This window comes from Rhodococcus ruber, from assembly GCF_027270735.1.
GTDB lineage: Bacteria > Actinomycetota > Actinomycetes > Mycobacteriales > Mycobacteriaceae > Rhodococcoides > Rhodococcoides rubrum_A.
This window is the reverse complement of record NZ_JAPWIJ010000006.1, coordinates 255,293-280,006: the sequence shown is the minus strand read 5'-3', so window position 1 is coordinate 280,006 and position 24,714 is coordinate 255,293. Positions and strand designations below refer to the sequence as shown.

Below are 24,714 nucleotides of genomic sequence, written 5' to 3'. Positions count from 1 at the left end.
CAGTTTCTCCTCGATCGTGGGTCATTCCTCTTACGGCGGCAAGAAGGGCGAGAACGGTCAGCGGTTCAGGAATTCGACCGCACGGGGTGCGAACTGCTCGTGGAACTGGAAGACACCACCGTGACCCGAGTCGGGGTAGATGACCAGTTCGCTGCCGACGATGCGTCGGTGCATGTCTTCGGACAGGACGCTGGGCACCATACGGTCGTTGTCTCCGTTGGCAATCAACACTGGTTGGGTGATCTTGGAGAGATCGGATGGTGCCGACCGACCGTATTTCTTGATCGCGGACAGTTGCGTGCGAAACGCCGAAATGCTGACGTCCTTGTCGCGGTTGTGGGTGCGCTCTTTCAAGCGTTCGACGAAAGCCTTGCCCGCGCGTTTGCCGGTGGCGTTGCGGTTGAAGAAAAGAAATTCCTTAGGGTCCGAACGGTTCAGTGTTGCGCGCAAGATGTCCCAGTAGGTGACGCCGGCGACTTTGTCGATGTCCTGTCCGCCACGGGGTCCGGTTCCGGTGAGGACGAGTTTGCGGACGAGTTCGGGATGCTTGACGGTGAGATCCTGGGCGATCATCCCGCCGAGTGAGAAGGAGAAGATGTCGACGGTGTCGAAGCCGAGTGCGCGTATGAAGGTGTAGGCGTCGTCGGCGGCTTCCTCGACGGTGCTGGGGACCGTGCCGGAGGATGCACCGACGCCGGTGTTGTCGAAGGCGATGACATGTCGATTCTGAGCGATGGGATCGACGATGCGCGGATCCCAGTTGTCGAGGTTGGCGGCGAGATGGACGAAGAGCACGACGGGGATGCCGCCCTTCGGTCCGAGTTCTCGGTACGAGTAGGTGGTGCCACCGGCGGTGACCGATCGGACCGGTGCGTGCGCGTAGGACCTGATGATCGAGGTGTTGTCGTTGCTCATTGCTCGTTGGCTTTCTCGTTGTGGGGGAGGGTGACGACGGTTTTTCCGCGGATGCCGCCCAGGCCGAGTGACTGCAGGGCCTCCTGCGTCTCCTCGAAGGGGTAGGTGGCTCCGACGACGGGGCGGATGGTTCCGTCGTCGACCAGTGCCGCGATGCGGCGCAGTTGGTCACCATCGGAGTGCATGAACATGAACTCGTAGTTCACGCCCAGCTTTCGGGCCTGTCTGCGGATTTTTCGGCTCAGGGCTGCGATGGCAAGTCGCAGAACGGGATTGAGCCCTGCCTCACGTGCGAAGGTCGGGTCCGGAGGGCCGGTGATGCCGATGGCCGTGCCGCCGGGCTTCAGTATGCGGAGAGACTTCTCGAGATTTTCACCACCGAGGCTGTCGATGACGAGGTCGTATCCGGAGAGGAGGGTCTCGAAATCCTGTGTTCGGTAGTCGATCACGAGATCCGCACCGAGGTCGTGGAGGAAATCGGTATTCGAAGCGCTGGCGGTGGTGGCGACGGTCGCCCCCAGGTGTTTCGCCAGTTGGATCGCAATGGTGCCGACACCACCGGCACCTGCGTGGACGAGTACTTTGTGGCCGCTGCGCACGTTTCCCTTCTCGATGAGAGCCTGCCAGGCGGTGAGAGCAACGAGCGGGAGCGATCCGGCCTCGACCGTGGTCACCGTCGTAGGTCGGAGCGTCACGTCGGTCTCCGCTACCGCGACGCGTTCGGCGAGGGTTCCGACGTGGTCGGTGCCGACCCGAGAATAGATCTCGTCGCCCACGGCGACGCTGCGTACCTTCGCTCCGATCTCCAGGACGGTGCCGGCAACGTCGTACCCGAGCGTGCGGGGGAGTGTGTAGGGCAGGATTTGCTTGAACTCGCCCAGGCGGATCTTCTCGTCGAGCTGGTTGAGTCCGACGGCCTCGACACCGATGAGGACCTCGTGATCGCCGACGGTCGGCTCCGCGACGTCGCGGAGTTCGAGGGGTTGCTTGTACTTGGTGAGAACGAACGCTTTCATGATCGATTTCCTGTTCCGATCCGTCGTTCGCGCCGGTCACGAGTACGACTGAGTTGGAGAGTGTTGGCATGCTGTGTGCTTGAGTGAGTGCACAACAAGATTGACTATACTCATAACTGAGTGCAATCAGAAATATTCCTCGAAAGGTCGACGATGCCGAGTCCCCACCGCGAGCCTGTGAGCCGACGAGAGCGGAACAAGCAAGACAAGCTCGCCCGCATCACTGCCGCAGCTCGCGACCTCTTCCTCGAACGCGGGATCGACGACGTGACTACCCAGGAGATCGCCGAGAAGGCGGACATCGGAACCGGGACGTTGTTCTTGTACGCGAAGACGAAGGGCGAACTACTGCTGCTCGTCCAGAACTCGACCTACGGGGAGGCTCTCGCCAGGGGCCGAATCGATGCGGCGCGTGCGAAGGACACCCTCGGAGCCGTGATGGCCGTTGTGAGACCCGTCGTCGAGTGTAATCGGAAGCAGGTCGACAACGGGCGAACGTATTTGCGCGAGATCGTGTTCGGTGATCCGGAGGAGCCGCATCACGCTGTCGCTCTGGGGCTGATCGCGGAGACGGAGGGCGAGATAGCCTCGATCCTGACGCGAGACACCGCAGCCGAGCCGGAACGGGCGGCTCTGACAGCCCACGTCGTGTCCGCCATCATGTTCGTCGCCATGGCCGCGACGATCAACGTCGACAAGTCGGTCGAGGACGTGGTGGCCGAGATCGAGGCGCAGGTACGTGTACTTCTTCGATGATCCGCTCCCCGCCGGACGAGCTGCTACCTGGAGGCCTGTGGCGTAGCTTGCGTGCCGAGTCGGTTCGGCTGGGGTCGGTGTCATCGAGGGTCGACGGACCGCGCCGACACATCACTTCTTCTGTCGTCGGCTCCCGGCGTGCCAGTCCTGTTGCACGCCTACCTCGTCCTCCTGAACCCCCAGCGCCTTCAACTGAGGAAGCTCACGAAGGCTTCGCTTCATCTCGGCGAAGCCGGAGAATCGAGCGAGACCGATCACGTTGTCCCACAGCGCTACTGCTTCTTCATCGCTGGGGAGTCGGCTGATCACGGGGCCGAAGAAGGCGACGCCGTCCGGCGGCTCGAACGCGATGATGGGTGTGCCGACGTCCCTGCCGGTCAGCGCGAGAGCATGATCGGTTTCGGCCCGGATCTCGTCGTCCAGTGACGAATCGTCCAGCGCTGCCGTGTGATGGGTGGGCAAGCCGAGTTCTTCGAGGATCGGCCCGAGGAATGCTGCGGTGCCGCGATGGCCGTGGCTCGCAGCGTCGTCGGGCACTACTTCGGTGTCGAAGATGCGTGTTCCGAGGGCCTGATACAGCGGCCCGACAGCGTCCGACCCATGCTCACGACGAACAGAGGCAGCAGCCCGCAACAGTCGTAGGCCCGCCGTGTGGCCGGCCTCGTACTCCGGTGGAAAGTGCGCGTCGTAGTCGATGTGCGAATTGAGCAGGCGCAGCGAGATGAACCGCCAGTCGACGGTGTACTCGCGCTGGGCTTGGACCTTGCGGACCCACTTGCTGGTCATCCAGGCGAACGGGCACACCGGATCGAAGTAGAAATCGATATCGGCCATCGAGTGGACGCTCCTTCTCGGGACGGAAGTTCTGTCCACTCGACGGTATACGCCACCTCCCGGAGCGTCAGCGGGCCGCCGCCTGCGCCGGTATCACCGAGACGGAAGGCCGTGGCAGATTCCATCGGGTGCACCCCTCATCCAGTGCAGCGTCCACAGAGCGCACGACGGACGTCAGGTACGGGGCGGAACAGGTCATCCACTCCTCGGTCGATCCGCCGCTCAGAATGATGCGGTGCACCGGCGACCCGCACGTCGTGGACTCGGATGCTCGGCGCAGCAGTCTTTCGGCCGCCGAGGCCCACTCGTCCGCGTCGCCGGAGTTGCTGACGTCGCTGTGGAGGCCGACCACCTCCACTCGGTGACCGCAGAGTGCTGCCGGCGCATCGCTGTCGAGGTAGACATATTTCGTTCGTTGCGCGCACTCTGTCACTCGAGCGATCTGCGGCTCCGTACCGACGACGAAACGGAACACCCCGCGGTGCACGGCACTGCGGATACCGTCGGTGCCGGCTCCGCATCGAAACACGATTTGGTTCGGTCGAATCCCGCTGAGCTGCACACGATCGAGCTCGTCGTCATCGTGCGCGAGGACGGTGATACCGGAGTTCCGTACCCAGGTGGCGAGAGCTCGGTCGCCGAGCTCGGACGCGCGGATACCGAAACCGACCCCTGGAATGACCCGACGCATGAGGTGGATCGAATTGTGCAGTTGTGTCGAGTGATCGGGCGCTTCGAGCGAAAGTGGCATGCACTCAGATATACGCCCGCGCGAACCGCTCGGGCGGTTCGTTGACGGAGTTTTGATGCGACCTACCGAGATTCTTACGGGGTGCAGATGGTCGAGGCGCATCTGTTACCGCGGTGTCAAGGTCGTCGTCCGCAGCGTCAATTTCCCGTCATGGCAGGGTAATTCGCCTCCAATCGGGACGATGATCGACTGAGGGCGGCACTCGGCCCAGTATCGACGAGGAGATGTGTTCGATGACTCTGTTGGATTATCTGCCGTCGCTCAGAGGTGCACTGTCGCCGCGGTTGGATCATGCCGTGTGGCCGAGTACGACGCACTATCGACACGGTCGAGTGACGGTGGCAGGAATGTTCCTCGACGACATCGCCGATCGCTTCTCGACGCCGGTGTGCGTGATCGACGAAACCAGCCTGCGCGGTAGGTGCAATCGCATCGCGCTCGGGTCGTTCACAGCCGAAATGCTCTACCAGCCAGGCAGTGTGCTGGCCCCGATTGTCGCGCGCTGGATAGGGGAGCAGCACTTGACGCTGGTCGTCGACTCGATGGCAGCGTTGTCGTCCGCCCGGCAGCTCGGTGTCGATCCCTCCCACATCGTCGGCCGAGCGCAGAGCGCGCAGGCTGCAGATCACTTTCTGTCACTTCCGGTGGGTGAGCGAGTGGGCCGAATCGTCGTCGCCGCAGGTCTTCACCGGATTTCGGATGCGGACCGTACCGTGGCCCTCGCACAGTCGACTCTGGTCAGCACCGATGGCAATCGTGAATATGCAGAGAATGTCATCGCTCAGGTTGTCGAGTGTCCTGCAATGGTATTCGACGGTGTCGAATGCAGCGCGTCCACTCTCGACGGGGTGTTCGCACGGATCGTCGAGTCGCTCGGGGTGATGGCTCAGGCCTACCGAGATCACGGTGTGCTCGGTAATCGACTGCATCTACGGATCGATTCTCCGACGGGACTCGATACTGCGCTTCTGTCGGACGTCGTCGAAGACGCCATCGACGAAGGCTGTATCCGGCATCGCTTTCCGCGTCCGCAGCTCGCCGTCGATACCGGGGAGTCGATCACCGACGCGTCCATGGTGACGGTGTGCCGCGTCCGGTCGATCGACCGGACGGATTCTCAACGAGCCGTCGTGGTGGTGGACGGTGGAACCGGTTGCGCCCCGGCTGCTCCGGCCGCGGCGGTCATCGCCAACCGCCACAGCCAGGGCGTCGAAGAAGTGTTCGTACTCGCCGACGGCAGTGATCCTCTGCGCCGGTGCGTCATCGACTCGACAGTGTCGCTCCCGGCGGATGTTCGGGTCGGTGACGTCCTCGCGATCGCCGACGGTCCCGGAGACTGCCCGAGTGTTCTGACACTGTCCGACGGACAAGCCCACCATCTGGATCTGCTCCCCGAGATGCCTGCTCCGGTCCGGTTCAATCCACGAGTCGGTACCCCATTCCTGTCTCGGTGATGAGATGCCGAGGCTTGCCCGGGTCGACTTCGAGCTTGCGTCGAAGTTGAGACATGTAGATACGCAGATAGTTCGAGCCGTGATCGTGCCCGGGACCCCACACAGTTCTGAGTAGTTCTTTCTGCCCCACCAGCTTGCCTGCATTGCGGGCCAGCATCTCGAGGACTCCCCATTCGGTGCGCGTGAGATGCACGATCTCGCCGTCCCTGGTCACCCTCTTGGAGGCCAGATCGACGGTGAAAGACGAGGTGGTCACGAGCGGGTCCGTAGGGGACGTCCTGATGGCTCGTCTGCGGACGGCTACGCGTAGTCGGGCCAGGAATTCGTCCATCCCGAACGGTTTGGTGATGTAGTCGTCGGCACCGGCGTCGAGGGCTTCGATCTTGTCGCCGCTGTCGGTGCGCGCGGACAGCACGATCACCGGAATCTCGCTCCATCCTCGCAGGCCGGCGAGCACGTCCAGGCCGCCGATATCGGGCAGTCCGAGGTCGAGGATGACAACATCGGGGTGCTCGGACGCAATGGCGCGTAGCGCGCCGGTCCCGGTGGCCGCGGTGACGACGTTGTACCCGCGGGCGGTGAGGTTGATGCGCAGTGCGCGCACGATCTGCGGTTCGTCGTCGACAACCAGAACCTTGATCGCGGAACGGGATTCACCCATGGGTCTGCTCGGAGAAGTCGCCTCTGGCAGTCGATTCCGCTCGGGCCAATTCGACGGTCATGGTCACACCGCCACCGGCAGTGTCGGACACCGTCACCGAGCCTCCCATGGCTTCGACGAACCCACGCACAACGGAGAGTCCGAGCCCGACGCCCGTGGTGTTGTCGCGGTCACCCGATCGTTGGAAGGACTCGAACACAGCCTCTTCGCTTCCGGGAGCGATCCCAGGGCCGCTGTCGGCAACGGTGATCACCGCTCGGTCGCCGATGTAGGCGGCCCCGACCCGTACCGGCGATCCGGGTGCGTGTCGCAGCGCATTGTCGATCAGATTTGCCAGCACGCGCTCGAGCAGACCCGCGTCGGCGGAGACAGCGACGTCGTCCACATCGACGATGACGAGTTCGCGACCCGTGTGTGTTCCGACGAGCGCTGCGTCCACAGCGTCTTCGACGTACACGATGGACCGGCTCGGCTGGATGACCCCCGCGGCCAATCGCGACGAATCGAGCAGGTTGCCCACCAGACCCGTCAGCTGGTCGGTCGATTCCTCGATGGTCGCCAACAGCTCTGCGGTGTCCTCGGCAGAGAATTCGACATCGGTCGCACGCAGACTCGACGCCGCAGCCTTGACCGCGGCAAGCGGCGTTCGTAAGTCGTGGCTGACCGCAGACAGCAGCGCGCGCCGGAGACGGTCGACTTCCTTCAGTCCTGCTGCGGCGCTGGCCTCCTGGGCAAGTTCGGTCTGCCTGATCAAGCCAATGGCCTGGTTGGCCACGGCGCTGAGCACGCGTCGATCGTGCGCACCGGTCTTGGTACCGGACAGGAGCAGCGTGAAGGAACCGTCGGGGGTGTCGATCGCGGTGTCGGCGTCATCGGGCACGGCCGGCGGAGAATCACCGACAGATTCGACGATGACACCAGCACCTCTGATGATCGAGACCGCGCGTTGGGAGTACGTCTCGCGGACTCGTTCCAACAGCGTTCGAATGTCGCCGCCGCGCAACACCGTTCCGGCGAACAGGGTCAGGAGCTCGGCTTCCTGAGATGCTCGCCGAGCTTCGCGGGTGCGTCGGGCGGCCGCGTCGACGAGAAATGCCACTGCCACTGCCATGATGAGCAGCACCACGGTGGTGACGAAGTTGTCGGGTTCGGCGATGGTGAAGCTGTACCGCGGGTCGGCGAAGAAGTAGTTGAGCAACAATCCTGCGATCAAGGCCGACAGTGCCGCGGGCGCAACGCCACCCAAGAGTGCAACGGCCAGCACGACCATGAAGAACAGGGCGCTCTCGCCGCCGAGATCGAGATAAGGATCCACCAGCAGCATCGCCAGGGCCGAGACAACGGGTACGACCACGGCGGCAACCCAGGACAGAATCCGTCGGTGCTTCGGGTTGGGCGGAATCAGCCGTCCGAGCCGAAAACCTCGACTGATCTGGTTGTGGGTGACCATGTGCACGTCGATCTTGCCCGAGTTCTGAATGACCGCAGCGCCGATGCCCTCGTCCAGTATTCGGGCCCAGCGAGACCGCCGCGAGGTTCCGATGACGAGCTGGGTTGCGTTGGCCCCTCGTGCGAAGTCGAGCAGCGTGGTCGGCACATCGTCACCGACGACACTGTGCATGCTTGCGCCGAGACTCGCTGCGAGTACGCGGACCTTCCCCATCTGCGGTGCCGAGACGCCGGTGAGGCCGTCACCGCGGATCACGTGCAGCACCATCAGTTCCGCGCTGGACCGCGAGGCGATTCGGCTTGCGCGGCGCAGCAGGGTCTCGGACTCCGGTCCACCGGTCACCGAGACGACAACACGCTCACGTGCTTCCCACGTGTCGGTGATGTCGTGTGTACTGCGGTATTTCGCCAATGCAGCGTCGACCTGATCGGCGATCCACAACAACGACAGTTCGCGCAGAGCTGTCAGATTTCCTTGACGGAAATAGTTGCTCAGCGCTGCGTCGACCTTCTCGGCTGCGTAGATATTTCCGTGGGAGAGTCTGCGGCGCAGAGCTTCTGGAGCCACATCGACCAATTCGATCTGTTCCGCTGCGCGCACCACCGAATCCGGCACGGTTTCTCTTTGCGGCACACCGGTGATCTGCTCGACGACATCGTTGAGGCTCTCCAGATGCTGCACATTCAGGGTCGAGACCACATCGATTCCCGCTGCCAGCAATTCCTCGACGTCCTGCCAGCGCTTCTCGTGGGCGCTACCCGGGGTGTTGGTGTGGGCGAGCTCGTCCACGAGCACCAGGGAGGGCTCACGCTCGATGATCGCTGCGACATCGAGTTCCTGAGCGATCGATCCGCGGTAGTGGACTATCCGCGGAGGAACCAGTTCGATGCCGTCCAGTAAGGCGGCGGTGCGGGCGCGGCCGTGGGTTTCCACCACGCCCGCGACCACATCGCATCCACGTTCTTGCCTGCGGTGCGCTTCACCGAGCATCGCGAAGGTCTTACCGACCCCCGGCGCGGCCCCGAGATAGATGCGCAGTTCACCGCGATCGAGTCCGCCGGACCCCCGCTTGCCGGTCTTTTTTCCCATGTCGTCTACCTGCTGCCCTTGACCGTCGAGGTTCAGCTCGTACCGCACCCCGGTGCCGTCAGTCCCAGAGCGACATTGAGTTCCGGCACGTTCACTGTCTCGTTGCCGAGGAAACCGAGCTGCCTTCCGTCGGTGTGTTCGGCCACCAGAGCCGTCACCGCGTCGACGCTCATGTCGTTGACCTGCGCGACGCGTTGGATCTGAATCGCCGCGTAGGCGGGGCTGATATCGGGATCGATACCCGAACCGGATCCGGTGACCGCGTCCACCGGCACGGCGGCCGGGTCGACGCCTTCACGCTCGGCGATGACGGCTCGACGTTCCTCGATGAATGCCGCCAGCGCGTCGCTACTGGGGCCCTGGTTGGTGGGCAATGACGCAGCCGGGTCGCTCGCGGCAAAGGCATCCTCGTCGGAGATGGATCCGGTAACTCGGTTGTGGAAGAACGGATCCGGCGCTCCCTCTTCGACTTGCGGGTCGACCCCGATCAGACTGCTACCGACGACGCACCCGTTCGCGTCACGCAGCGGCGACCCCTCGGCAGAGCTGGATCCGATGCGGCTCACTGCCCACACTGCCGCTGGGTACCCGATACCGACGATGACCGTCAGCGCCAGCAGCACCGACAGTCCTGCCACGATCTGACCGAGAAATCTCTGTACGAAACGCATGTCAGCCTATCCCTGGGATGAAACGAACGACGAGGTCGATGAGCCAGATCCCGATGAACGGGGTGATGACGCCGCCCACTCCGTAGAGCAGCAGATTGCGGCGCAGCAGTGTCGATGCGCTCGACGGGACGTAACGAACACCCTTGAGCGCCAGCGGAATCAGCCCGATGATCACAAGAGCGTTGAAGATGACCGCGGACAGGATCGCCGATTCGGGAGTGGCGAGCCGCATGATATTGAGGCCATCGAGTTGTGGGTAGACGACGCTGAACATCGCCGGCAGAATCGCGAAGTACTTTGCGAGGTCGTTGGCGAGGGAGAACGTCGTCAACGCACCGCGGGTGATCAACAACTGCTTACCGATCTCGACGACCTCGATCAACTTGGTCGGATCGGAATCGAGATCGACCATGTTGCCGGCCTCTTTCGCTGCCGACGTGCCGGTGTTCATCGCGACACCGACATCGGCCTGCGCCAGAGCGGGGGCGTCGTTGGTTCCGTCGCCCGTCATCGCGACCAGTCGGCCGCCTTCCTGCTCTTTGCGGATCAACGCAAGCTTGTCCTCGGGTGTGGCCTCGGCGAGGAAGTCGTCGACACCTGCTTCGGCTGCAATGGCTTTCGCGGTCCGCGGATTGTCGCCGGTGACCATGACGGTCCTGATGCCCATGGCCCGCAACTGTGCGAATCGTTCTGCGATGTGGGGTTTGACGACATCGGAGAGTTCGATGACACCCAGTGCGCGCGCGGGACCGCCCTGGGGTGCAGTAGCGACCACCAATGGTGTGCCGCCCATTTCGGCGATGCTGTTCGAGATGTCGTCGATCTCCAGGGCGATCGAGGGACCGCCGTTGCTGCGGACCCACGCCAGCACCGAATCGGAGGCACCCTTACGAACCTGGGTGCCGTCGAGATCGATTCCGCTCATGCGGGTTTGGGCGGTGAAGGCGACGAATTCGCCGGTCTTCTCGGTGTCCGTGGCGTGCAGGGGCAACGAGTATTCGACTCCGCACAGATCGACGATGCTGCGGCCTTCGGGTGTGCCGTCGGCGAGGGAGGACAACCGTGCTGCTGCGGCGAGTTCGCCTGCCGTCGTGCCGGGTGCGGGATGAAGCCCGGTGGCACGGCGGTTGCCGAAGGTGATCGTGCCGGTCTTGTCCATCAGGAGCGTGTCGATATCGCCCGCCGCCTCGACGGCGCGGCCCGACATCGCAAGGACGTTGCGCTGAACCAGTCGGTCCATGCCGGCAATTCCGATGGCGGACAACAGTGCTCCGATGGTCGTCGGAATCAGGCACACCAGCAGCGCGATCAGCTTGATCGGGTCTTGTTCCTCGCCGCCGTACGCGCCCATCGGTCCGATCGCGACGACGGCCAGCATGAAGATGATCGTCAGCGAAGCCAACAGGATGTTCAGCGCGATCTCGTTCGGGGTCTTCTGTCGCGATGCACCCTCGACGAGGGCAATCATGCGGTCGACGAAAGTCTCGCCCTGAGCCGCGGTGATCCGGACGACGATCTCGTCGGAGAGCACCCCGGTGCCGCCGGTCACCGCGGAACGGTCACCGCCCGATTCGCGGACGACCGGCGCAGATTCGCCGGTGATGGCCGATTCATCCACGCTCGCAATGCCTTCGATGACATCGCCGTCTCCCGGAATGATTTCGCCGGCGGAGACGACGACCTCGTCACCGACCTTCAATTCGGTGCCGGGAACCTCTTCGATGGTCCCGTTCGATGTCCGACGGCGCGCGACCGTGTCTCGCTTGACCGCACGCAGGCTCGCGGCCTGGGCCTTACCTCGACCCTCGGCCACGGACTCGGCAAGGTTGGCGAACAACAACGTGAACCAGAGCCACGCCGCTACGAGCCAGGAGAAGACAGACGGGTCGAGGATTGCGAGCACGGTGGTGACGACGGAGCCGATGAGCACGACGAACATGACCGGGTTGCGGGCAAGATGCCGTGGGTCGAGTTTGGCGAACGCGGACGGCAGTGACGTCCACATCTGCCGGGGGCTGAAGTACCCGGATCGGACCGGGGTAGGGGAGTTGTCGACGTCGGATTCGTCGCGGGGTTCGTCATCGACGAGGCGGGATGAGGTGACGGTCATTGCAGTGCCTCTGCGATCGGGCCCAAAGCCAGGGCCGGGAAGAATGTCAGTGCCGCAACGAGAACGGAGGTCCCGAGTACCAGTCCGGTGAACAACGGTCCGGTCGTGGGAAGAGTGCCCGGATTCGGAGCGGTGCGTTTGGATGTGGCGAGCGAACCGGCCAGTGCCAGTACGAAGATGATCGGAAGGAAGCGTCCGAGCAGCATCGCAATACCCAGTGAGGTCTGGAACCAGTCGCTGGTGACGGTCAACCCGCCGAACGCGCTGCCGTTGTTGTTCGAGGCGGAGGCGTAGGCGTAGAGGACCTCGGTGAATCCGTGTATCGATCCTGGCGTTCCCGGGTCACCCGAATTGCCCTGGAAGCCGGTGGTGGAGGACAGAATCACGGTGATCGAGGTGCCGATCAGAACCAATGCTGGCATCACCAGTACCGACAGTGCGGCGAGGGTGATCTGGCGCTGCCCGATCTTCTTGCCGAGGTACTCGGGCGTACGGCCGACGAGGAGTCCACCCACGAACACCGCGATGATCGCGAGTACGAGCAGTCCGTACAGACCGGTTCCGACACCGCCAGGAGCGATTTCGCCGAAGAGCATGTTGAGCAGGACGGCTCCGCCGCCGAGTGGGGACATGCTGTCGTGCGCGGAATTGACTGCGCCGGTGGAAGTTCCCGTAGTCGCGACGGCGAAGAGAGTGGATCCGGGAATGCCGAATCGAACTTCCTTGCCCTCCATCATCGAACCTGCTGCCTGCGCGGCGACGCCGCGCGCACCGGATTCTGCAACGGCAGTGACCGTGAGGAGCGCTGCGAACAGGGCCGCCATGACCGCGAGCAGGGTCAGGCCCTGACGACGGTCGCCGACCATGGTGCCGAACGTGCGGGTCAGCGCTACCGGGATGAGCAGGATCGAGATGATCTGCACGACGTTCGTCAAGGGGGTCGGGTTCTCGAACGGGTGCGCGGAGTTCGCGCCGAGGATTCCGCCACCGTTGGTGCCCAGTTCCTTGATCGCTTCCTGCGAGGCGACAGGAGCCAAAGCGTTCGAGACCGACGACCCGTCGAGTCCCGTCGAGGCGAACCCTGTGCTGAAGGACTGAATTACGCCCTGCGTCAGCAGAATCAGTGCGATGACGAAGGACAGAGGTAGCAGGATCCGGAGGATTCCGCGGACCAGGTCGACCCAGAAGTTGCCGATCTCACCGCCGGTCCGCACGCGCACGAAACCTCGCACGACGGCGATGGCGACAGCGAGTCCGACTGCGGCAGAAACGAAGTTCTGCACCGCCAAGCCCAAGGGCTGCGTCAGGTTCGACATCGTCGTCTCGGGTGTGTACGACTGCCAGTTGGTGTTCGAGACGAAGGAGATCGCGGTGTTGAACGCGACCGACGGGCTCACTCCCGACAGTCCTCCGTTCAGCGGGAGAACACCCTGAACTCGTTGCAGCACATAGAGAAAGAGGACGCTCGCAGCGGAGAAGCCGAGTAGCGAGAGCGCGTACCCGACCCAGGTCTGCTGGGAGCGCGGGTCTATTCGGCAGAGGCGGTAGATCAGCCTTTCGATACGAAGATCTGCCCACACGGTTGTGCCGCCGCGGGTGCGCTGCAGGGTGGCTGTACTCCCTGCGGCACCGAGGCTCTCTGCTGTTGTATCGACATCATGTTCGGTGGCAAAGACTTTCGCCATGTAGTCACCGAGAGGTACGTACGCGATCGCCAGAACGACGACGACCACGAGGATCTGGAGCGATGCTGCCAGAGCTGCAGTCATGTTCTCAGAACCTCTCCGGGTCGAGCAGTGCCACGAACAGATAGATGACCACCGCGGCGGCGATCACCACGAGTACGACGTTGATGGTTCCGTCGAGCGTCATTTCGCCTTCGCCTTCGTAGTGGCAGTGGTCGCCAACGCCCGCAGGATCAGTGCACATACACCGAACCCCGCGGCCGTGACGAGGAGATAACCCAAATCAGCCATGAACGTCCGAGCCTCTTCGACATAGTGCGGTCCAACGCATCATCAGCGCTGGTCGGAGGGTCTATGACTCTCCGGTCATCGATATGTTTACGCCGTCAAAATTGGCCCGAAGACGATCCTTACGGATCCTTTACGCCTGGGAATTCAGTCATGACGCAAATATGACGCGGCCGTCTGTCAGCTCTCGCCCAGCAGAGCCGAGCGCTGCTCGGTGACGACCGCGCGGATCGCGTCGACCACTGCTGAGACCTCCGGCCGTCGCAGGGTTTCGGTGCGGGTGACGAGCCAGTAGGTCAGTTTCACGGCGATGGCGTCGGGCAGGATTCTTTGTAGGTCGGGGTGACGGTCTGCCATGAAGCATGGCAGCAGTCCGATTCCCGCTGATGCTCTGGTGGCTTCGACGTGAACGAACACGTTGGTGGAGGTGACCGATTCGCGCATCGTCGGGGTGAAGTTGGGGGCCAGATCGAGATCGTCGACGTGCAGCATCGAGTCGATGAAGTAGATGAACGGGTGAGCAGAGAGATCGGCCGGCACCCGTGGTGTTCCGTGTTCGTTCAGATACGTGTCGGAGGCGTACAGACCGAGTAGATAGTCCCCGAGCCGGATGGCCTCCGCGCGATGCACCTGCGGTTGCCCGACGACGATTTCGATGTCCAAGCCCGATCGTTGCTGCGACGCGCGTCTGGTGACCGCGACAATCTCCACGGACACTCGCGGATGAGCGCGCTGCACCCGCGCCGCGGCCGGGGCTGCGATGTAGGCGCTGAATCCGTCGGTCGCTGAAATACGCACGACGCCTTCCAGCGCGCCTGCGTCGGTGGAGACGAGGGTGCGCAGCGCGTCCTCGACGGCCTCGGCTGCGGCCAGCGCCCCGTGGCCCAGTTGCGTCAGCTCCCAGCCGCCGGCACCACGGGTGAGGACCCGGCCGCCGAGCGTGTCTTCGAGTGCGGCGATGCGTCGGGAAATGGTCGTGTGGTTGATACCCAGGTCGTCGGCTGCGGAGCTGTAACGACCGGTTCGACTGACGGCGAGCAGCACCAGCAGGTCGTCTGCACTGGGGATCTTCGCGCCGCCGCGTGTCATGTGTGCAGTTTTGCAGATCCCACCTGCGTTCATGGCTCTTGCGCCCAGAAACATCTGCACCAATACTCAGAGCAACCCGCGACATGTGTGGTCTGTCACAAATATGAGCATGCAGTGCCGAGCAACACAGGAGAAGACATGAGCGTCGATCAGCCGCTGACCGAACGACCCGAACCGGATCCCGATGCCACTCCCGCAGGCCTGAAGAAGGTCGTCGGAGCGTCGATGGCAGGCACCATCGTCGAGTGGTACGAGTTCTTCCTCTACGGCACCGCCGCAACGCTGGTGTTCAGCAAGATTTTCTTCGCTGCCGGAACAAGCGAGCTCGACGCGATCCTCGCGGCTTTCGTCACCTACGCCGTCGGCTTCGTCGCCCGGCCGTTGGGCGGCATCGTCTTCGGCCACTACGGAGACAAGTACGGCCGAAAGAAGTTGCTGCAGTTCAGCCTCGTCCTCGTCGGCGGAGCCACGTTCCTCATGGGCTGCCTACCGACATTCGAGGCGATCGGCTACTGGGCACCGGCATTGCTGGTGACGCTGCGCTTCATTCAGGGCTTCGCCGTCGGCGGCGAATGGGGAGGCGCGGTTCTCCTTGTGGCAGAACACAGCCCGAACAAGTCTCGCGGATTCTGGGCCAGCTGGCCCCAGGCCGGTGTGCCCGCAGGTAACCTGCTCGCCACCGTCGCGCTGCTGGTCCTGACGACCACACTGTCCGATGAAGCCTTCCTCAGCTGGGGCTGGCGCGTCGCGTTCTGGCTCTCCGCCGTCATCGTTTTCGTCGGCTACTACATCCGCACCAAGGTCTCGGACGCCCCGATCTTCCTCGAGGCACACAAGCAGGCCGAGGTCATCAAGGCCGCGTCGTACGGCGTCTTCGAGGTCGTGAAGCGTTACCCGCGTGGCGTGTTCACCGCAATGGGCCTGCGCTTCGGTGAAAACGTCATGTACTACCTCGTCGTCACCTTCTCCATCACGTACCTCAAGGTCGAGGTGGGCACGGACACCAGCACGATCCTGTGGTGGATGCTCATCGCCCACGCGATCCACTTCTGCACAATTCCGTTGGTGGGCAGGCTCGCCGACCGCATCGGTCGTCGTCCGGTGTACTTCGCCGGTGCGCTCACCGCGGCCACGTGGGGCTTCTTCGCGTTCCCCATGATGAACAGCGGACACAACGTCGTCATCCTGCTGGCCATCATCATCGGCCTGATGTTCCACGCCTTCATGTACGCCACGCAGCCCGCCATCATGGCCGAGATGTTCCCGACGCGGATGCGGTACTCCGGAGTGTCGCTCGGCTACCAGGTCACCTCGATCGTCGCCGGCTCGCTGGCTCCGATCATCGCGGTCAAGCTGCTCGACATCTACGGTTCGTCCGTGCCGATCGCGGTGTACCTGGCCGTGGCTTGCGCCATCACCGTGGTTGCCGTCGTCGTCGCTCGGGAGACCAAGGGGTTGGCGCTCGAAAGCATCGACATCGCCGACGCCAAGAACCTGGCCACCGAGGCGGAGCTGGCGAAGGCCGGTCTGCTCGATCAGAATGCACAGCGGTGACAGACCTGACCGGACGCTCCGCCCTCGTCACCGGGGGAGCGTCCGGGATCGGGGCCGCGTGTGCACGCGAGCTCGCCGGTCGCGGTGCACGCGTCACCCTCGCCGATGTGAACGACGTTGCGGCAAAGGAATTGGCGTCGGAGATCGGCGGTGAGGTGTGGTCGGTGGATCTGCTCGACACCACCGCGCTGGACGATCTTCGCTTGGACGTCGACATCCTCGTCAACAATGCGGGTATCCAAACAGTTGCACCGATCGTCGACTTCGACCCGGGTGCGTTCCGCAGAATTCAGACGCTGATGGTGGAGGCACCGTTTCTGTTGATTCGTGCGGCACTGCCCGGGATGTATGCCCGCCGGTTCGGCCGGGTCATCAACCTGTCGTCGGTGCACGGACTGCGGGCGTCGGAATTCAAGGTCGCCTACGTCACCGCCAAACACGCACTCGAAGGACTGTCGAAGGTGACGGCCCTCGAAGGCGCAGCCCACGGTGTGACGAGCAACTGCGTCAACCCGGGATACGTACGAACGCCGTTGGTGGAAAAACAGATCGCCGACCAAGCCATCGCACACGGCATCCCCGAAGGCGAAGTACTCGAAAAGGTGCTGCTGACCGAGGCTGCCATCAAGCGACTCGTCGAACCAGCCGAAGTCGCCTCACTGGTGGGGTGGTTGAGCTCCGAACATGCGGGCATGGTGACCGGAGCGTCGTACACCATGGACGGTGGTTGGTCGGCTCGTTAGGTTCGGTGCCGCCCGCTCCGCTGCACCCCCACTTTGGGATCAATGTGGGTCTCAGTCGCTCAGATTGCAACAAAGTCGCATTCATTCGGATCGGGTCGCCGCCCGCGACCGGATGAATGCGGCTTTGTTGCACTCAGACTGACTCGAACGCCCATTGATCCGGAGACGGGTGGGCGCGAACGGGGTGGGCGCGAACCAGGGCGGGCGGATGGCAACACCAATGAACAGCAAGAAGCCCCCGTGACGTGTCACGGGGGCTTCTCTGGCGGAGGATAGGGGATTTGAACCCCTGAGGGCGTTAACCCAACCCGCGTTCCAGGCGAGCGCCATAGGCCACTAGGCGAATCCTCCGTGGGGGAGCTTACCCGGTTACCCCCACCATCTCCCAAATCGGGAGGCGCGAAGGGTGGTGATGCGTTCTTATCCCGGGGACGGCTACACTTCCTAACGGATCCCGCGCGGCGCGCATCCTGTGAACTCCCCCAGGGCCGGAAGGCAGCAAGGGTCAATGGGCTCTGCCGGGTGCGCGGGGTCCCCTTTATTCAGTGACATCGACACTGTCCGGGGAACCCGTCACCGAGAGGCCGCTCCACATGCCAGCGCAAACCCAGTTGGGTCTGATGAACCATGAGGAGCTCGCCTCCGAGCACGAGCGGCAGAGCGCGAAGTACACGCAGCTCAAGGCCGAGAATCTGAAGCTCGATCTCACACGTGGCAAGCCGTCACCCGAGCAGCTCGATCTCGCTGCCGATCTGCTGACGCTTCCCGGCGCGGATTTCAGGGACGGCAACGGCACCGATTGCCGCAATTACGGCGGCCTCGCGGGTCTGCCGGAACTGCGTGCCATCTTCGGGGAACTGCTCGGCATCCCGGTGAAGAACTTGCTCGCCGGCAACAACGCCAGCCTCGAGATCATGCAGGATCTGGTGGTCTGGGCACTGCTGCACGGGCTGCCCGACTCCCCTCGGACGTGGTCGGCCGAGCCGAACGTTCGCTTCCTGTGCCCGGCTCCCGGGTACGACCGGCACTTTGCGATCACCGAGAGCTTCGGCATCGAGATGATCCCGGTTCCGATGGGGCCCGCCGGACCGGACGTGCACGAGATCGCCAACCTGGTGGCGTCGGATCCGCAGATCAAGGGCATGTGGGTGGTGCCGAACTACTCGAATCCCACCGGGGCCGTCTTTTCGGAGGAAGTCGTTCGCGCGCTCGCCACCATGCCCACTGCAGCACCCGACTTCCGTCTGTTCTGGGACAACGCCTACGCGGTGCACCCACTGACCGAGGAGTTCGCGCCGTCCTACGACGTCATCGGCATGTCGGCCGAGGCAGGTTTCCCCAATCGTGCGTTCGTGTTCGCCTCGACGTCGAAGGTCACGTTCGCCGGTGCGGGCGTCAGCTTCTTCGGTAGCTCCGAGGAGAACCTCGCCTGGTACCAAAAGCACCTCGGCAAGAAGAGCATCGGCCCCGACAAGCTGAACCAGCTGCGGCATCTGCGTTTCTTCGGCGACGCCGAGGGGGTGCGGGCCCACATGGCCAAGCATCGTGAGATCCTGAAGCCCAAGTTCGCTCTGGTGCAGCAGATCCTCGAGGATCGGCTCGGTGCCTCGAAGATCGCCTCCTGGACCGAACCCAAGGGGGGCTACTTCATCAGCCTCGACGTGCTCGAGGGCACGGCCGCCCGGTCGATCGCGCTGGCCAAGGACGCCGGAATTGCTCTGACGGCCGCCGGCTCGGCCTTCCCGTACGGAAAAGATCCGGAAGACAAGAACATTCGCCTCGCCCCGAGCTTCCCGTCGCTCGGTGAGCTGGAGAAGTCGATGGACGGCGTCGCGACCTGCGTGTTGCTGGCCGCGACGGAGAAACTGCTCGAAGGCTAGTGGTGTGGTTATGTGCCTCAGGGGGCGCATAACCACACCACTGCCGCAGGCACTCAGTGCCCGACGACAACCGCACCTTCGGGAGCCGAGGGCAACGGTCCCTTCTTCAGGAGCGTGGCCGACAGCATTGCGCCGAGCAGGAAGATTCCCGACGCCCACCAGAACGTGGTGGTGTAGCTGGCGATCTCGGCATTGGCCTGCAGTAGAGCCGCATCGGTTGCCGTTGCAATGTTGGAACTGACGTAGCTGGTGGCTGCGTTGGCTGCCACTGTGCTCAGCAGCGCCGTGCCGATCGAGCCGCCCACCTGCTGCATCGTGTTCACCGTGGCCGACGCGACGCCGGAGTCGTCCGCGTCGACGCCCGAGATTGCACCCTGCATGGCCGGTGCCATGGTGGCTCCGAGTCCGAGGCCCATGATGACCAGGCCGGGCAGGATGTGCGTGACGTAGCTGCTGTCGATGTCGATCTGCGTCAGCAGTCCCATTCCGACGGAGGCCACGACCAGGCCGGTCGTCATCAGGATGCGGGGTCCGAAGCGGGGGAGGATCAGCGCCGTCGACAGTGTCGCGGTGAGAATCAGCGACGCGATCATCGGCATGAACGCGAACCCGGTGGTGATGGGTGTGTACTTCAGCGTGTTCTGCAGGTAGTACGTCAGGAACAGGAACACCGCGAACATGCCTGCGCCGGTGACGAATACCGCAAGGAACGATCCCGCACGAGTGCGGTTCAGCACGATCCGCAACGGCAGCAACGGGTGCTCGACGCGCATCTGGATGGTTACGAACACCGCGAGCAGTACGACACCGGCGGCGAGGAATCCGAGGGTGACGGGATTGCTCCAGCCGTCGGACTCGGCGTGGGCGAAGCCGTAGACGATCGAGAACAACGCGGCCGAGACAGCGATCGTGCCGGGGATGTCGAGCTTGGGTCGGACGTCGACCTTGTGCTTGGCCAGGAACATGAAGCCGCCGACGAACGCGAGTGCGGCGAAGATCAGGTTGACGTACAGGCTCCAGCGCCAGTTGGCCCATTCGGTGAGCATGCCGCCGAGCAGCAGGCCGAGTGCGCCGCCGCCGCCTGCGATGGCTCCGAAGATGCCGAATGCCTTGGCGCGTTCCTTGGTATCGGTGAAGGTGGTGGCCAGCAGCGATAGAGCCGCGGGGGCCAGTAGTGCACCGAAGAGACCTTGGCCTGCGCGGGCTGCAACGAGCATGCCGAAGTTGACGGCCGCGCCGCCCACTGCCGACATCAGCGCGAAGCCGACGAGTCCGATGAGGAAGGTGTTACGTCGACCGAAGAGGTCGCTGAGCCGGCCGCCGAGCAGCAACAGGCTGCCGAACGCGAGTGCATATGCGGTGACGACCCAGGAGCGGTCGGCGTTGTCGAAGCCCAGGTCGAGCTGGGCGGCGGGGAGTGCGATGTTCACGATGGTCGCGTCGAGCACGACCATGAGCTGAGCCAGTCCGAGCGTCGCGAGAATCAGCCAACGATTCCGATGCGCGCGTTCGTCGACCGGCGTAGTGGTCGACGTGGCGTCGCCCACGTTCTCCGATGAAAGGGTGGTCATAGTGTCCTCGGTTCGACTATGCGGAGGTGTACCCTCCGGTTGTAGAGCAAAGGTAGCAGCTAAGTGGAGGAATGTCCTCCGCTTATCGGGTGAAACGGACATCGAATGAGTGTGAGAGCGGACACAGCGGCATCGAAGCCCCTACGGGCAGATGCCGAACGCAATCGACGTCGCATCGTGGATGCGGCCCGTGAGCTGTTCGCCTCACATGGCATCGACATCACCCTCGACGACGTCGCGGCGCACGCCAAGGTGGGCGTCGGCACCGTCTATCGACGTTTCTCGTGCAAGGAAGAATTGATCGACGGCGTATTCGAGCAGCGGCTCGAGGACATGCTCGCGACCGCCAAGCGGGCGTTGGACGCCCAGGATCCATGGGAGGGCCTGGTGCAGTTCCTGGCCGAGGTGTGCGAGGGGATGTCCGCCGATCGCGGTCTGGGCGACGTCGTGCTGGGCTCGGACGAGGGGTGCCGCGGGATTGCTCAGGTTCGCTCGCGCATCGACCCGTTCTTCGAGAAAATCGTCGATCGGGCATCGGCGTCCGGGCAGCTACGTCCCGACATCGCGGTCAGTGATTTCTATCCGGTCCTCGGGATGATCGGCGCGAGCGTCGAATTCTCCAGTGCCGTCGACGCATCCAACTGGCGTCGCTATTTCACCGTGTTGCTCGACGGGCTTCGCGGTGACGGCGTCCCTCGATCGGCACTTCCGGGTCGCCCGTTCACCAGCGACGAAGTCGACATTGCCAAAGCCGCGATGCATCGGCGACGACGCTGACCGGGAGGAATCCAAACTGGCCCTATGCGTTGTGTGACGCATCACGTAAGGTGCGTCACGTTAAGTGCTACACGGGGTAGCGCTCACTTGAAGACAAGTGATCGACGTTGGGGGTTTCCAGGGTGCGGTATAAGCGCGTGTTCGGTTCGGCCGTCGCAGTAGCGGCAGTATTCATCGGGGTGACGGCACCGACTGTGTCGGCGGCTCCGTCCACGGGTTCCACGGTCGAATCCGTTTTCTACCTACCGCCGAGTCCGCTGCCCGCAGGGTCGCCGGGTGACGTGATCCGTTCGGAGCCTTCGCATCTCGCTCTGTCGGTCCCTGGAATTGGCGGCCCGCTGCCCGGTGCCGCAACTCGAATCATGTACCGCAGCACCGACTCGAACGACGCTCCCAATGCGGTGACCGGTACCTACATCGATCCTGCCGCGGAGTGGACCGGCCCGGGTCCGCGTCCGCTGGTGGTACTCGCGCCGGGCACTCAGGGCCAGGGCGATCAGTGCGCGCCGTCGAAAATGCTCAACAACGTCATCACCTACACCCCGCCGCTGGGCTTCATGGTCGAGTACGAGGTGCTCGCGGCGTATTCACTGCTGTCCCAGGGCTACGGCGTCGTCATCACCGACTACGAGGGTCTCGGTACGCCTGGTGCCCACACCTACGTCAACCGAGCATCGGAAGCGCACGCTGTACTCGACGCGGCCCGGGCGGCCCAGAAACTGCAGGGCACCAAGATTTCCGGTGACGGTCCGGTAGCCGCCTACGGCTACTCGCAGGGTGGTGGCGCGGCCGCTGCCGCAGCGGAACTCGCGGATGACTACGCACCCGAGATGAACCTCGTCGGCACGTACGCAGGCGCACCTCCGGCAGATCTGAAGGCAACCCTCGAGCAGGTGGACGGCACCATCCTCACCGGCGTCATCGGCTACACCCTCAACGGTCTGCTCAATTCCGACCCCGGTCTGCGGCCGATCGTCGACGAGAACATCAACGACGCAGGCAAGGCCATGCTGAATTTGGTCGCGAATCAATGTGTCGGAGAGACGATTCTGAACGTCGGGTTGCACCGCACCAACGAGTACACCAAGACCGGCGAGCCGCTGTCGGTAGTGCTGGACAGGTTGCCTGTCGCGCAGGAGATCCTGGCCAAGAACAAGATCGGTGAGCGGACGCCGAACGCTCCGGTGCTGATCCAGTCCGGTACGTCCGACGACATCGTTCCCCACGGACAGGCCGTCGGTCTGGCCGGTGACTGGTGCGGCAAGGGTGCCACCGTGCAGCTGAGCTCCGCGCAGGTTCCGGCAATTGTGCCGGGTTCCGGTGCAGGACATTTGATTCCAGACCTCTTGGGCCTCGGCGAGGCGCAGAATTGGATCAAGGATCGGTTCTACGGAGTGCCTGCACCGTCGAACTGCTGATCTGCTGACGTACGGCCCGCGCGAATCAGCGCGGGCCGTACATGATCACCGCCACGCCGATCAATGCGATCGACGCGCCGGTGATGTCCCAGCGATCGGGCCGAAAGCCGTCGACCACCATGGCCCAGAGCAGCGATCCCGCCACGAACACCCCGCCGTACGCGGCGAGAATGCGGCCGAAGTTGGCGTCGGGTTGCAGGGTTGCGACAAATCCGTAGGCACCGAGAGCGATCACCCCGGCTCCGGCCCACAGCCATCCCCGATGCTCGCGAATTCCCTGCCAGACCAGCCATGCACCACCGATCTCGAACAGTGCAGCCACCGCGAACAGCATGACCGACTTCACAGTGTTCATGTCACGAAGGCTGCCACACGGCGTCACGAGTGTAGAAGGATGCGCTTGGGGGTAGTTCCTACGGGCCCCGCGTCGAGGGCAACAGCGGTAGGGGTGAGTAGTACGTGAGGGACAGTTACACGGAGGCGCTCGACACGTTGGCGTCGAACCTGTCCGACATGTCGAGGATTGCCGAGAAGGCAATGGTCGACGCCACCAAAGCGCTGCTGACCGCCGACATCGTCCTCGCCGAACGGACCATCGAATACCGCGAAGAGATCGACACCCTCGCGGTCGAATGGGAGCACGGAGCATTCGGCTTTCTGGCCCTGCAGGCACCCGTTGCTCACGATCTACGTCGCGTCGTCTCCGGAATCAACATCGTCGCCGATCTGCAGCGAATGGGCGGCCTTGCCGTGCATATCGCCGAACTGGCTCGTCGTCGCCATCCCGCGCACGTACTGCCGCCCGAGGTCGAGGGCGTGTTCGAGCAGATGGGTCGAGTTGCCGTCGCGCAGGCCGAGGCGACGCAGCGCGTGCTCGAAACCAGAGACGCCGAACTCGCGGCAAGTCTGCGCGTCCAGGATGAGGAAATGGACACTCTGCACCGCAGCCTGTTCATGCTGACCTCCGCACCCGACTGGCCGCACGGCGTGCCTGCCGCAGTGGACATCACCCTGCTCGGCCGGTTCTACGAGCGCTACTCCGATCACACGGTGGAGGTCGCCAAGAGGGTCATATTCCTGGTGACGGGCGAACGTCTCACCGACGAGTCATGATCTGCGCGAACGGCTCGGAGATGGCAGGATCGGCACGATGAAACGTGATGTCTCCGCGTACCTCGATGTCGACGTGACCGAGGCCAGCACCCTCGAGTTCCAGATCGCGATCGCACCGCATCCAGGAACCGAAGTGTGGGAAGCGCTCTCGTTCACACTCGACGGGCAACCGGTCGAAGCGCAGGAGATCAGCGGCGCGCACGGCACCCGGATTCACAAGCTGTATGCCGGAGTCGGCAAGCTCGAGGCGTCGTATTCGGCAACCATCTACGGCAACACCGAGCCGGCCCCGGTCTCCGATTACGATCTCTCGCTGTACCTGCGGCCCAGCCGCTACTCCGAAGCAGACAAGTTCTTCGGCTTCGCAGCAACCGAATTCGGTTCCTACCCGCCATCGGAGAAGTTGCTGGCAGAGGTCTCGTCCTGGGTCGGGGCGCGGCTGAGCTACGTCCCGGGCAGCAGCGACCCCATCGACGGCGCGGTGGACACACTCCTCGCCGGTGCCGGAGTGTGCCGCGATTACACCCACCTCGTGGTGGCCCTGCTTCGCGCGGTCAATGTCCCTGCTCGCCTGGTAGCGGTATATGCGCCTGGCTGCGATCCGATGGACTTCCATGCGGTCGCCGAAGCATTCGTCGAAGGCCAATGGCGAGTGGTGGACGCGACCTGCCTCGCGCCGCGATCGACTCTGGTCCGCATCGCCACCGGACGGGACGCCGCCGATACCGCATTCCTGGACAACCACGGCGGATCGATCATCCTCAACAGCGCCGTCGTCGGAGCCGTCGTCGACGGACCGTTGCCCTTCGACGACATCACTCAACTGGTGTCAATCACCTGACATGTCCCTTGTGAGGTAATCGCGTCGGCTGTTCCCTAGGGCTTTCTC

The 24,714-nt window shown here is 63.6% G+C and carries 22 protein-coding genes, 1 tRNA gene and 1 other RNA gene; 10 read left to right on the top strand and 14 right to left on the bottom strand.

Annotation, left to right across the window (positions count from 1 at the left end; all coding sequences use genetic code 11):
- Positions 1-57 precede the first annotated feature (57 nt).
- Together O4220_RS16145 and O4220_RS16140 are read right to left on the bottom strand one after the other, a co-directional pair.
- Positions 58-915: an alpha/beta fold hydrolase gene (locus tag O4220_RS16145; protein WP_269605926.1), complete on the bottom strand. Its 858-nt coding sequence runs from the start codon at positions 913-915 to the stop codon at positions 58-60.
- Complete coding sequence (locus tag O4220_RS16140; RefSeq protein WP_269605924.1) at positions 912-1,931, bottom strand: NADP-dependent oxidoreductase; 1,020 nt, start codon at positions 1,929-1,931, stop codon at positions 912-914. Before O4220_RS16140 ends, O4220_RS16145 begins: the two co-directional genes overlap by 4 nt.
- Before the next feature lie 153 nt (positions 1,932-2,084).
- Between O4220_RS16140 and O4220_RS16135 the strand changes: the two genes are divergently transcribed.
- Positions 2,085-2,687 (top strand): TetR/AcrR family transcriptional regulator, encoded by a 603-nt coding sequence (locus O4220_RS16135; RefSeq protein WP_269605922.1) that lies wholly within the window; start codon positions 2,085-2,087, stop codon positions 2,685-2,687.
- A gap of 111 nt (positions 2,688-2,798) precedes the next feature.
- Here O4220_RS16135 and O4220_RS16130 read toward each other — a convergent pair whose 3' ends face one another.
- Together O4220_RS16130 and O4220_RS16125 are read right to left on the bottom strand one after the other, a co-directional pair.
- On the bottom strand, positions 2,799-3,521 hold the full coding sequence (locus O4220_RS16130; protein WP_269605920.1) for a hypothetical protein: 723 nt from the start codon (positions 3,519-3,521) through the stop codon (positions 2,799-2,801).
- 67 nt (positions 3,522-3,588) lie between these two features.
- Positions 3,589-4,272, bottom strand: a complete 684-nt coding sequence (locus O4220_RS16125) for a hypothetical protein (RefSeq protein WP_269605918.1) — start codon at positions 4,270-4,272, stop codon at positions 3,589-3,591.
- Positions 4,273-4,505: 233 nt separating this feature from the next.
- On the opposite strand from O4220_RS16125, the gene O4220_RS16120 reads away from it, so the two are divergent.
- A complete protein-coding gene (locus tag O4220_RS16120; RefSeq protein WP_269605916.1) occupies positions 4,506-5,726 on the top strand; it encodes a diaminopimelate decarboxylase in 1,221 nt (406 codons plus the stop codon).
- Here O4220_RS16120 and O4220_RS16115 read toward each other — a convergent pair.
- The 7 genes from O4220_RS16115 to O4220_RS16085 form a co-directional block, all read right to left on the bottom strand.
- On the bottom strand, positions 5,689-6,387 hold the full coding sequence (locus O4220_RS16115; RefSeq protein ID WP_269605915.1) for a response regulator: 699 nt from the start codon (positions 6,385-6,387) through the stop codon (positions 5,689-5,691). The two genes, O4220_RS16120 and O4220_RS16115, sit on opposite strands and share 38 nt — an antisense overlap.
- Positions 6,380-8,926 carry a sensor histidine kinase gene (locus O4220_RS16110; RefSeq protein WP_269605914.1) on the bottom strand — a complete coding sequence of 849 codons (2,547 nt, stop codon included), beginning with the start codon at positions 8,924-8,926 and terminating at the stop codon, positions 6,380-6,382. Before O4220_RS16110 ends, O4220_RS16115 begins: the two co-directional genes overlap by 8 nt.
- Positions 8,927-8,958: 32 nt before the next feature.
- A complete protein-coding gene (locus O4220_RS16105; protein WP_269605912.1) occupies positions 8,959-9,597 on the bottom strand; it encodes a potassium-transporting ATPase subunit C in 639 nt (212 codons plus the stop codon).
- Between the two features lies 1 nt (position 9,598).
- The gene (gene kdpB / locus O4220_RS16100) at positions 9,599-11,707 is read right to left on the bottom strand and encodes a potassium-transporting ATPase subunit KdpB (RefSeq protein WP_269605910.1); all 2,109 of its coding nucleotides are present in this window, start codon (positions 11,705-11,707) and stop codon (positions 9,599-9,601) included.
- A complete protein-coding gene (gene kdpA / locus O4220_RS16095) occupies positions 11,704-13,476 on the bottom strand; it encodes a potassium-transporting ATPase subunit KdpA (RefSeq protein WP_269605907.1) in 1,773 nt (590 codons plus the stop codon). The genes kdpB and kdpA overlap by 4 nt, the downstream gene beginning before the upstream one ends.
- A 4-nt stretch (positions 13,477-13,480) precedes the next feature.
- Positions 13,481-13,579, bottom strand: a complete 99-nt coding sequence (gene kdpF / locus O4220_RS16090) for a K(+)-transporting ATPase subunit F (protein ID WP_080734555.1) — start codon at positions 13,577-13,579, stop codon at positions 13,481-13,483.
- 281 nt (positions 13,580-13,860) lie between these two features.
- Positions 13,861-14,769: a LysR family transcriptional regulator gene (locus tag O4220_RS16085; RefSeq protein WP_269605902.1), complete on the bottom strand. Its 909-nt coding sequence runs from the start codon at positions 14,767-14,769 to the stop codon at positions 13,861-13,863.
- 138 nt (positions 14,770-14,907) lie between these two features.
- Here O4220_RS16085 and O4220_RS16080 point away from each other — a divergent pair, with 138 nt between their 5' ends.
- Positions 14,908-16,323, top strand: coding sequence for an MFS transporter (locus O4220_RS16080; RefSeq protein WP_032379963.1), 1,416 nt, complete (start codon positions 14,908-14,910; stop codon positions 16,321-16,323).
- Positions 16,320-17,066, top strand: a complete 747-nt coding sequence (locus tag O4220_RS16075; protein WP_269605899.1) for a 3-hydroxybutyrate dehydrogenase — start codon at positions 16,320-16,322, stop codon at positions 17,064-17,066. Before O4220_RS16080 ends, O4220_RS16075 begins: the two co-directional genes overlap by 4 nt.
- Positions 17,067-17,329: 263 nt before the next feature.
- Here the strand turns inward: O4220_RS16075 and O4220_RS16070 are convergent.
- Positions 17,330-17,417: transfer RNA gene (locus O4220_RS16070), tRNA-Ser, on the bottom strand.
- Between the two features lie 95 nt (positions 17,418-17,512).
- Here O4220_RS16070 and ffs point away from each other — a divergent pair.
- Both ffs and O4220_RS16060 read left to right on the top strand, forming a co-directional pair.
- Positions 17,513-17,607: signal recognition particle sRNA small type (ffs, locus tag O4220_RS16065), an RNA gene on the top strand.
- Between the two features lie 52 nt (positions 17,608-17,659).
- On the top strand, positions 17,660-18,946 hold the full coding sequence (locus tag O4220_RS16060; RefSeq protein WP_269605896.1) for an aminotransferase class I/II-fold pyridoxal phosphate-dependent enzyme: 1,287 nt from the start codon (positions 17,660-17,662) through the stop codon (positions 18,944-18,946).
- Between the two features lie 53 nt (positions 18,947-18,999).
- Here the strand turns inward: O4220_RS16060 and O4220_RS16055 are convergent, their stop codons facing one another.
- On the bottom strand, positions 19,000-20,517 hold the full coding sequence (locus tag O4220_RS16055) for a DHA2 family efflux MFS transporter permease subunit (protein WP_269605894.1): 1,518 nt from the start codon (positions 20,515-20,517) through the stop codon (positions 19,000-19,002).
- A gap of 105 nt (positions 20,518-20,622) precedes the next feature.
- Here O4220_RS16055 and O4220_RS16050 point away from each other — a divergent pair, with 105 nt between their 5' ends.
- Both O4220_RS16050 and O4220_RS16045 read left to right on the top strand, forming a co-directional pair.
- Positions 20,623-21,294 (top strand): TetR/AcrR family transcriptional regulator, encoded by a 672-nt coding sequence (locus tag O4220_RS16050; RefSeq protein ID WP_269605892.1) that lies wholly within the window; start codon positions 20,623-20,625, stop codon positions 21,292-21,294.
- 122 nt (positions 21,295-21,416) lie between these two features.
- Positions 21,417-22,712: a lipase family protein gene (locus O4220_RS16045; protein WP_269605890.1), complete on the top strand. Its 1,296-nt coding sequence runs from the start codon at positions 21,417-21,419 to the stop codon at positions 22,710-22,712.
- Positions 22,713-22,737: 25 nt separating this feature from the next.
- Here O4220_RS16045 and O4220_RS16040 read toward each other — a convergent pair whose 3' ends face one another.
- A complete protein-coding gene (locus O4220_RS16040) occupies positions 22,738-23,067 on the bottom strand; it encodes a YnfA family protein (protein WP_269605888.1) in 330 nt (109 codons plus the stop codon).
- A gap of 104 nt (positions 23,068-23,171) precedes the next feature.
- Between O4220_RS16040 and phoU the strand changes: the two genes are divergently transcribed.
- Positions 23,172-23,825, top strand: coding sequence for a phosphate signaling complex protein PhoU (gene phoU / locus O4220_RS16035; protein WP_269605886.1), 654 nt, complete (start codon positions 23,172-23,174; stop codon positions 23,823-23,825).
- Positions 23,826-23,862: 37 nt separating this feature from the next.
- Positions 23,863-24,666: a transglutaminase-like domain-containing protein gene (locus O4220_RS16030; RefSeq protein ID WP_052058346.1), complete on the top strand. Its 804-nt coding sequence runs from the start codon at positions 23,863-23,865 to the stop codon at positions 24,664-24,666.
- Positions 24,667-24,714 lie beyond the last annotated feature (48 nt).

Bases quoted from the DNA above. Each gene is read 5' to 3' on its own strand.
- O4220_RS16040 (WP_269605888.1), bottom strand. From the start codon at position 23,067: ATGAACACTGTGAAGTCGGTCATGCTGTTCGCGGTGGCTGCACTGTTC.
- O4220_RS16130 (WP_269605920.1), bottom strand. From the start codon at position 3,521: ATGGCCGATATCGATTTCTACTTCGATCCGGTGTGCCCGTTCGCCTGG.
- O4220_RS16050 (WP_269605892.1), top strand. From the start codon at position 20,623: ATGAGTGTGAGAGCGGACACAGCGGCATCGAAGCCCCTACGGGCAGAT.
- O4220_RS16140 (WP_269605924.1), bottom strand. From the start codon at position 1,931: ATGAAAGCGTTCGTTCTCACCAAGTACAAGCAACCCCTCGAACTCCGC.
- kdpA (WP_269605907.1), bottom strand. From the start codon at position 13,476: ATGACTGCAGCTCTGGCAGCATCGCTCCAGATCCTCGTGGTCGTCGTC.
- kdpF (WP_080734555.1), bottom strand. From the start codon at position 13,579: ATGACGCTCGACGGAACCATCAACGTCGTACTCGTGGTGATCGCCGCC.
- O4220_RS16030 (WP_052058346.1), top strand. From the start codon at position 23,863: ATGAAACGTGATGTCTCCGCGTACCTCGATGTCGACGTGACCGAGGCC.
- O4220_RS16145 (WP_269605926.1), bottom strand. From the start codon at position 915: ATGAGCAACGACAACACCTCGATCATCAGGTCCTACGCGCACGCACCG.
- O4220_RS16085 (WP_269605902.1), bottom strand. From the start codon at position 14,769: ATGACACGCGGCGGCGCGAAGATCCCCAGTGCAGACGACCTGCTGGTG.
- O4220_RS16060 (WP_269605896.1), top strand. From the start codon at position 17,660: ATGCCAGCGCAAACCCAGTTGGGTCTGATGAACCATGAGGAGCTCGCC.
- O4220_RS16115 (WP_269605915.1), bottom strand. From the start codon at position 6,387: ATGGGTGAATCCCGTTCCGCGATCAAGGTTCTGGTTGTCGACGACGAA.
- O4220_RS16080 (WP_032379963.1), top strand. From the start codon at position 14,908: ATGAGCGTCGATCAGCCGCTGACCGAACGACCCGAACCGGATCCCGAT.
- O4220_RS16135 (WP_269605922.1), top strand. From the start codon at position 2,085: ATGCCGAGTCCCCACCGCGAGCCTGTGAGCCGACGAGAGCGGAACAAG.
- O4220_RS16055 (WP_269605894.1), bottom strand. From the start codon at position 20,517: ATGACCACCCTTTCATCGGAGAACGTGGGCGACGCCACGTCGACCACT.
- O4220_RS16110 (WP_269605914.1), bottom strand. From the start codon at position 8,926: ATGGGAAAAAAGACCGGCAAGCGGGGGTCCGGCGGACTCGATCGCGGT.
- O4220_RS16120 (WP_269605916.1), top strand. From the start codon at position 4,506: ATGACTCTGTTGGATTATCTGCCGTCGCTCAGAGGTGCACTGTCGCCG.
- kdpB (WP_269605910.1), bottom strand. From the start codon at position 11,707: ATGACCGTCACCTCATCCCGCCTCGTCGATGACGAACCCCGCGACGAA.
- O4220_RS16125 (WP_269605918.1), bottom strand. From the start codon at position 4,272: ATGCCACTTTCGCTCGAAGCGCCCGATCACTCGACACAACTGCACAAT.
- O4220_RS16105 (WP_269605912.1), bottom strand. From the start codon at position 9,597: ATGCGTTTCGTACAGAGATTTCTCGGTCAGATCGTGGCAGGACTGTCG.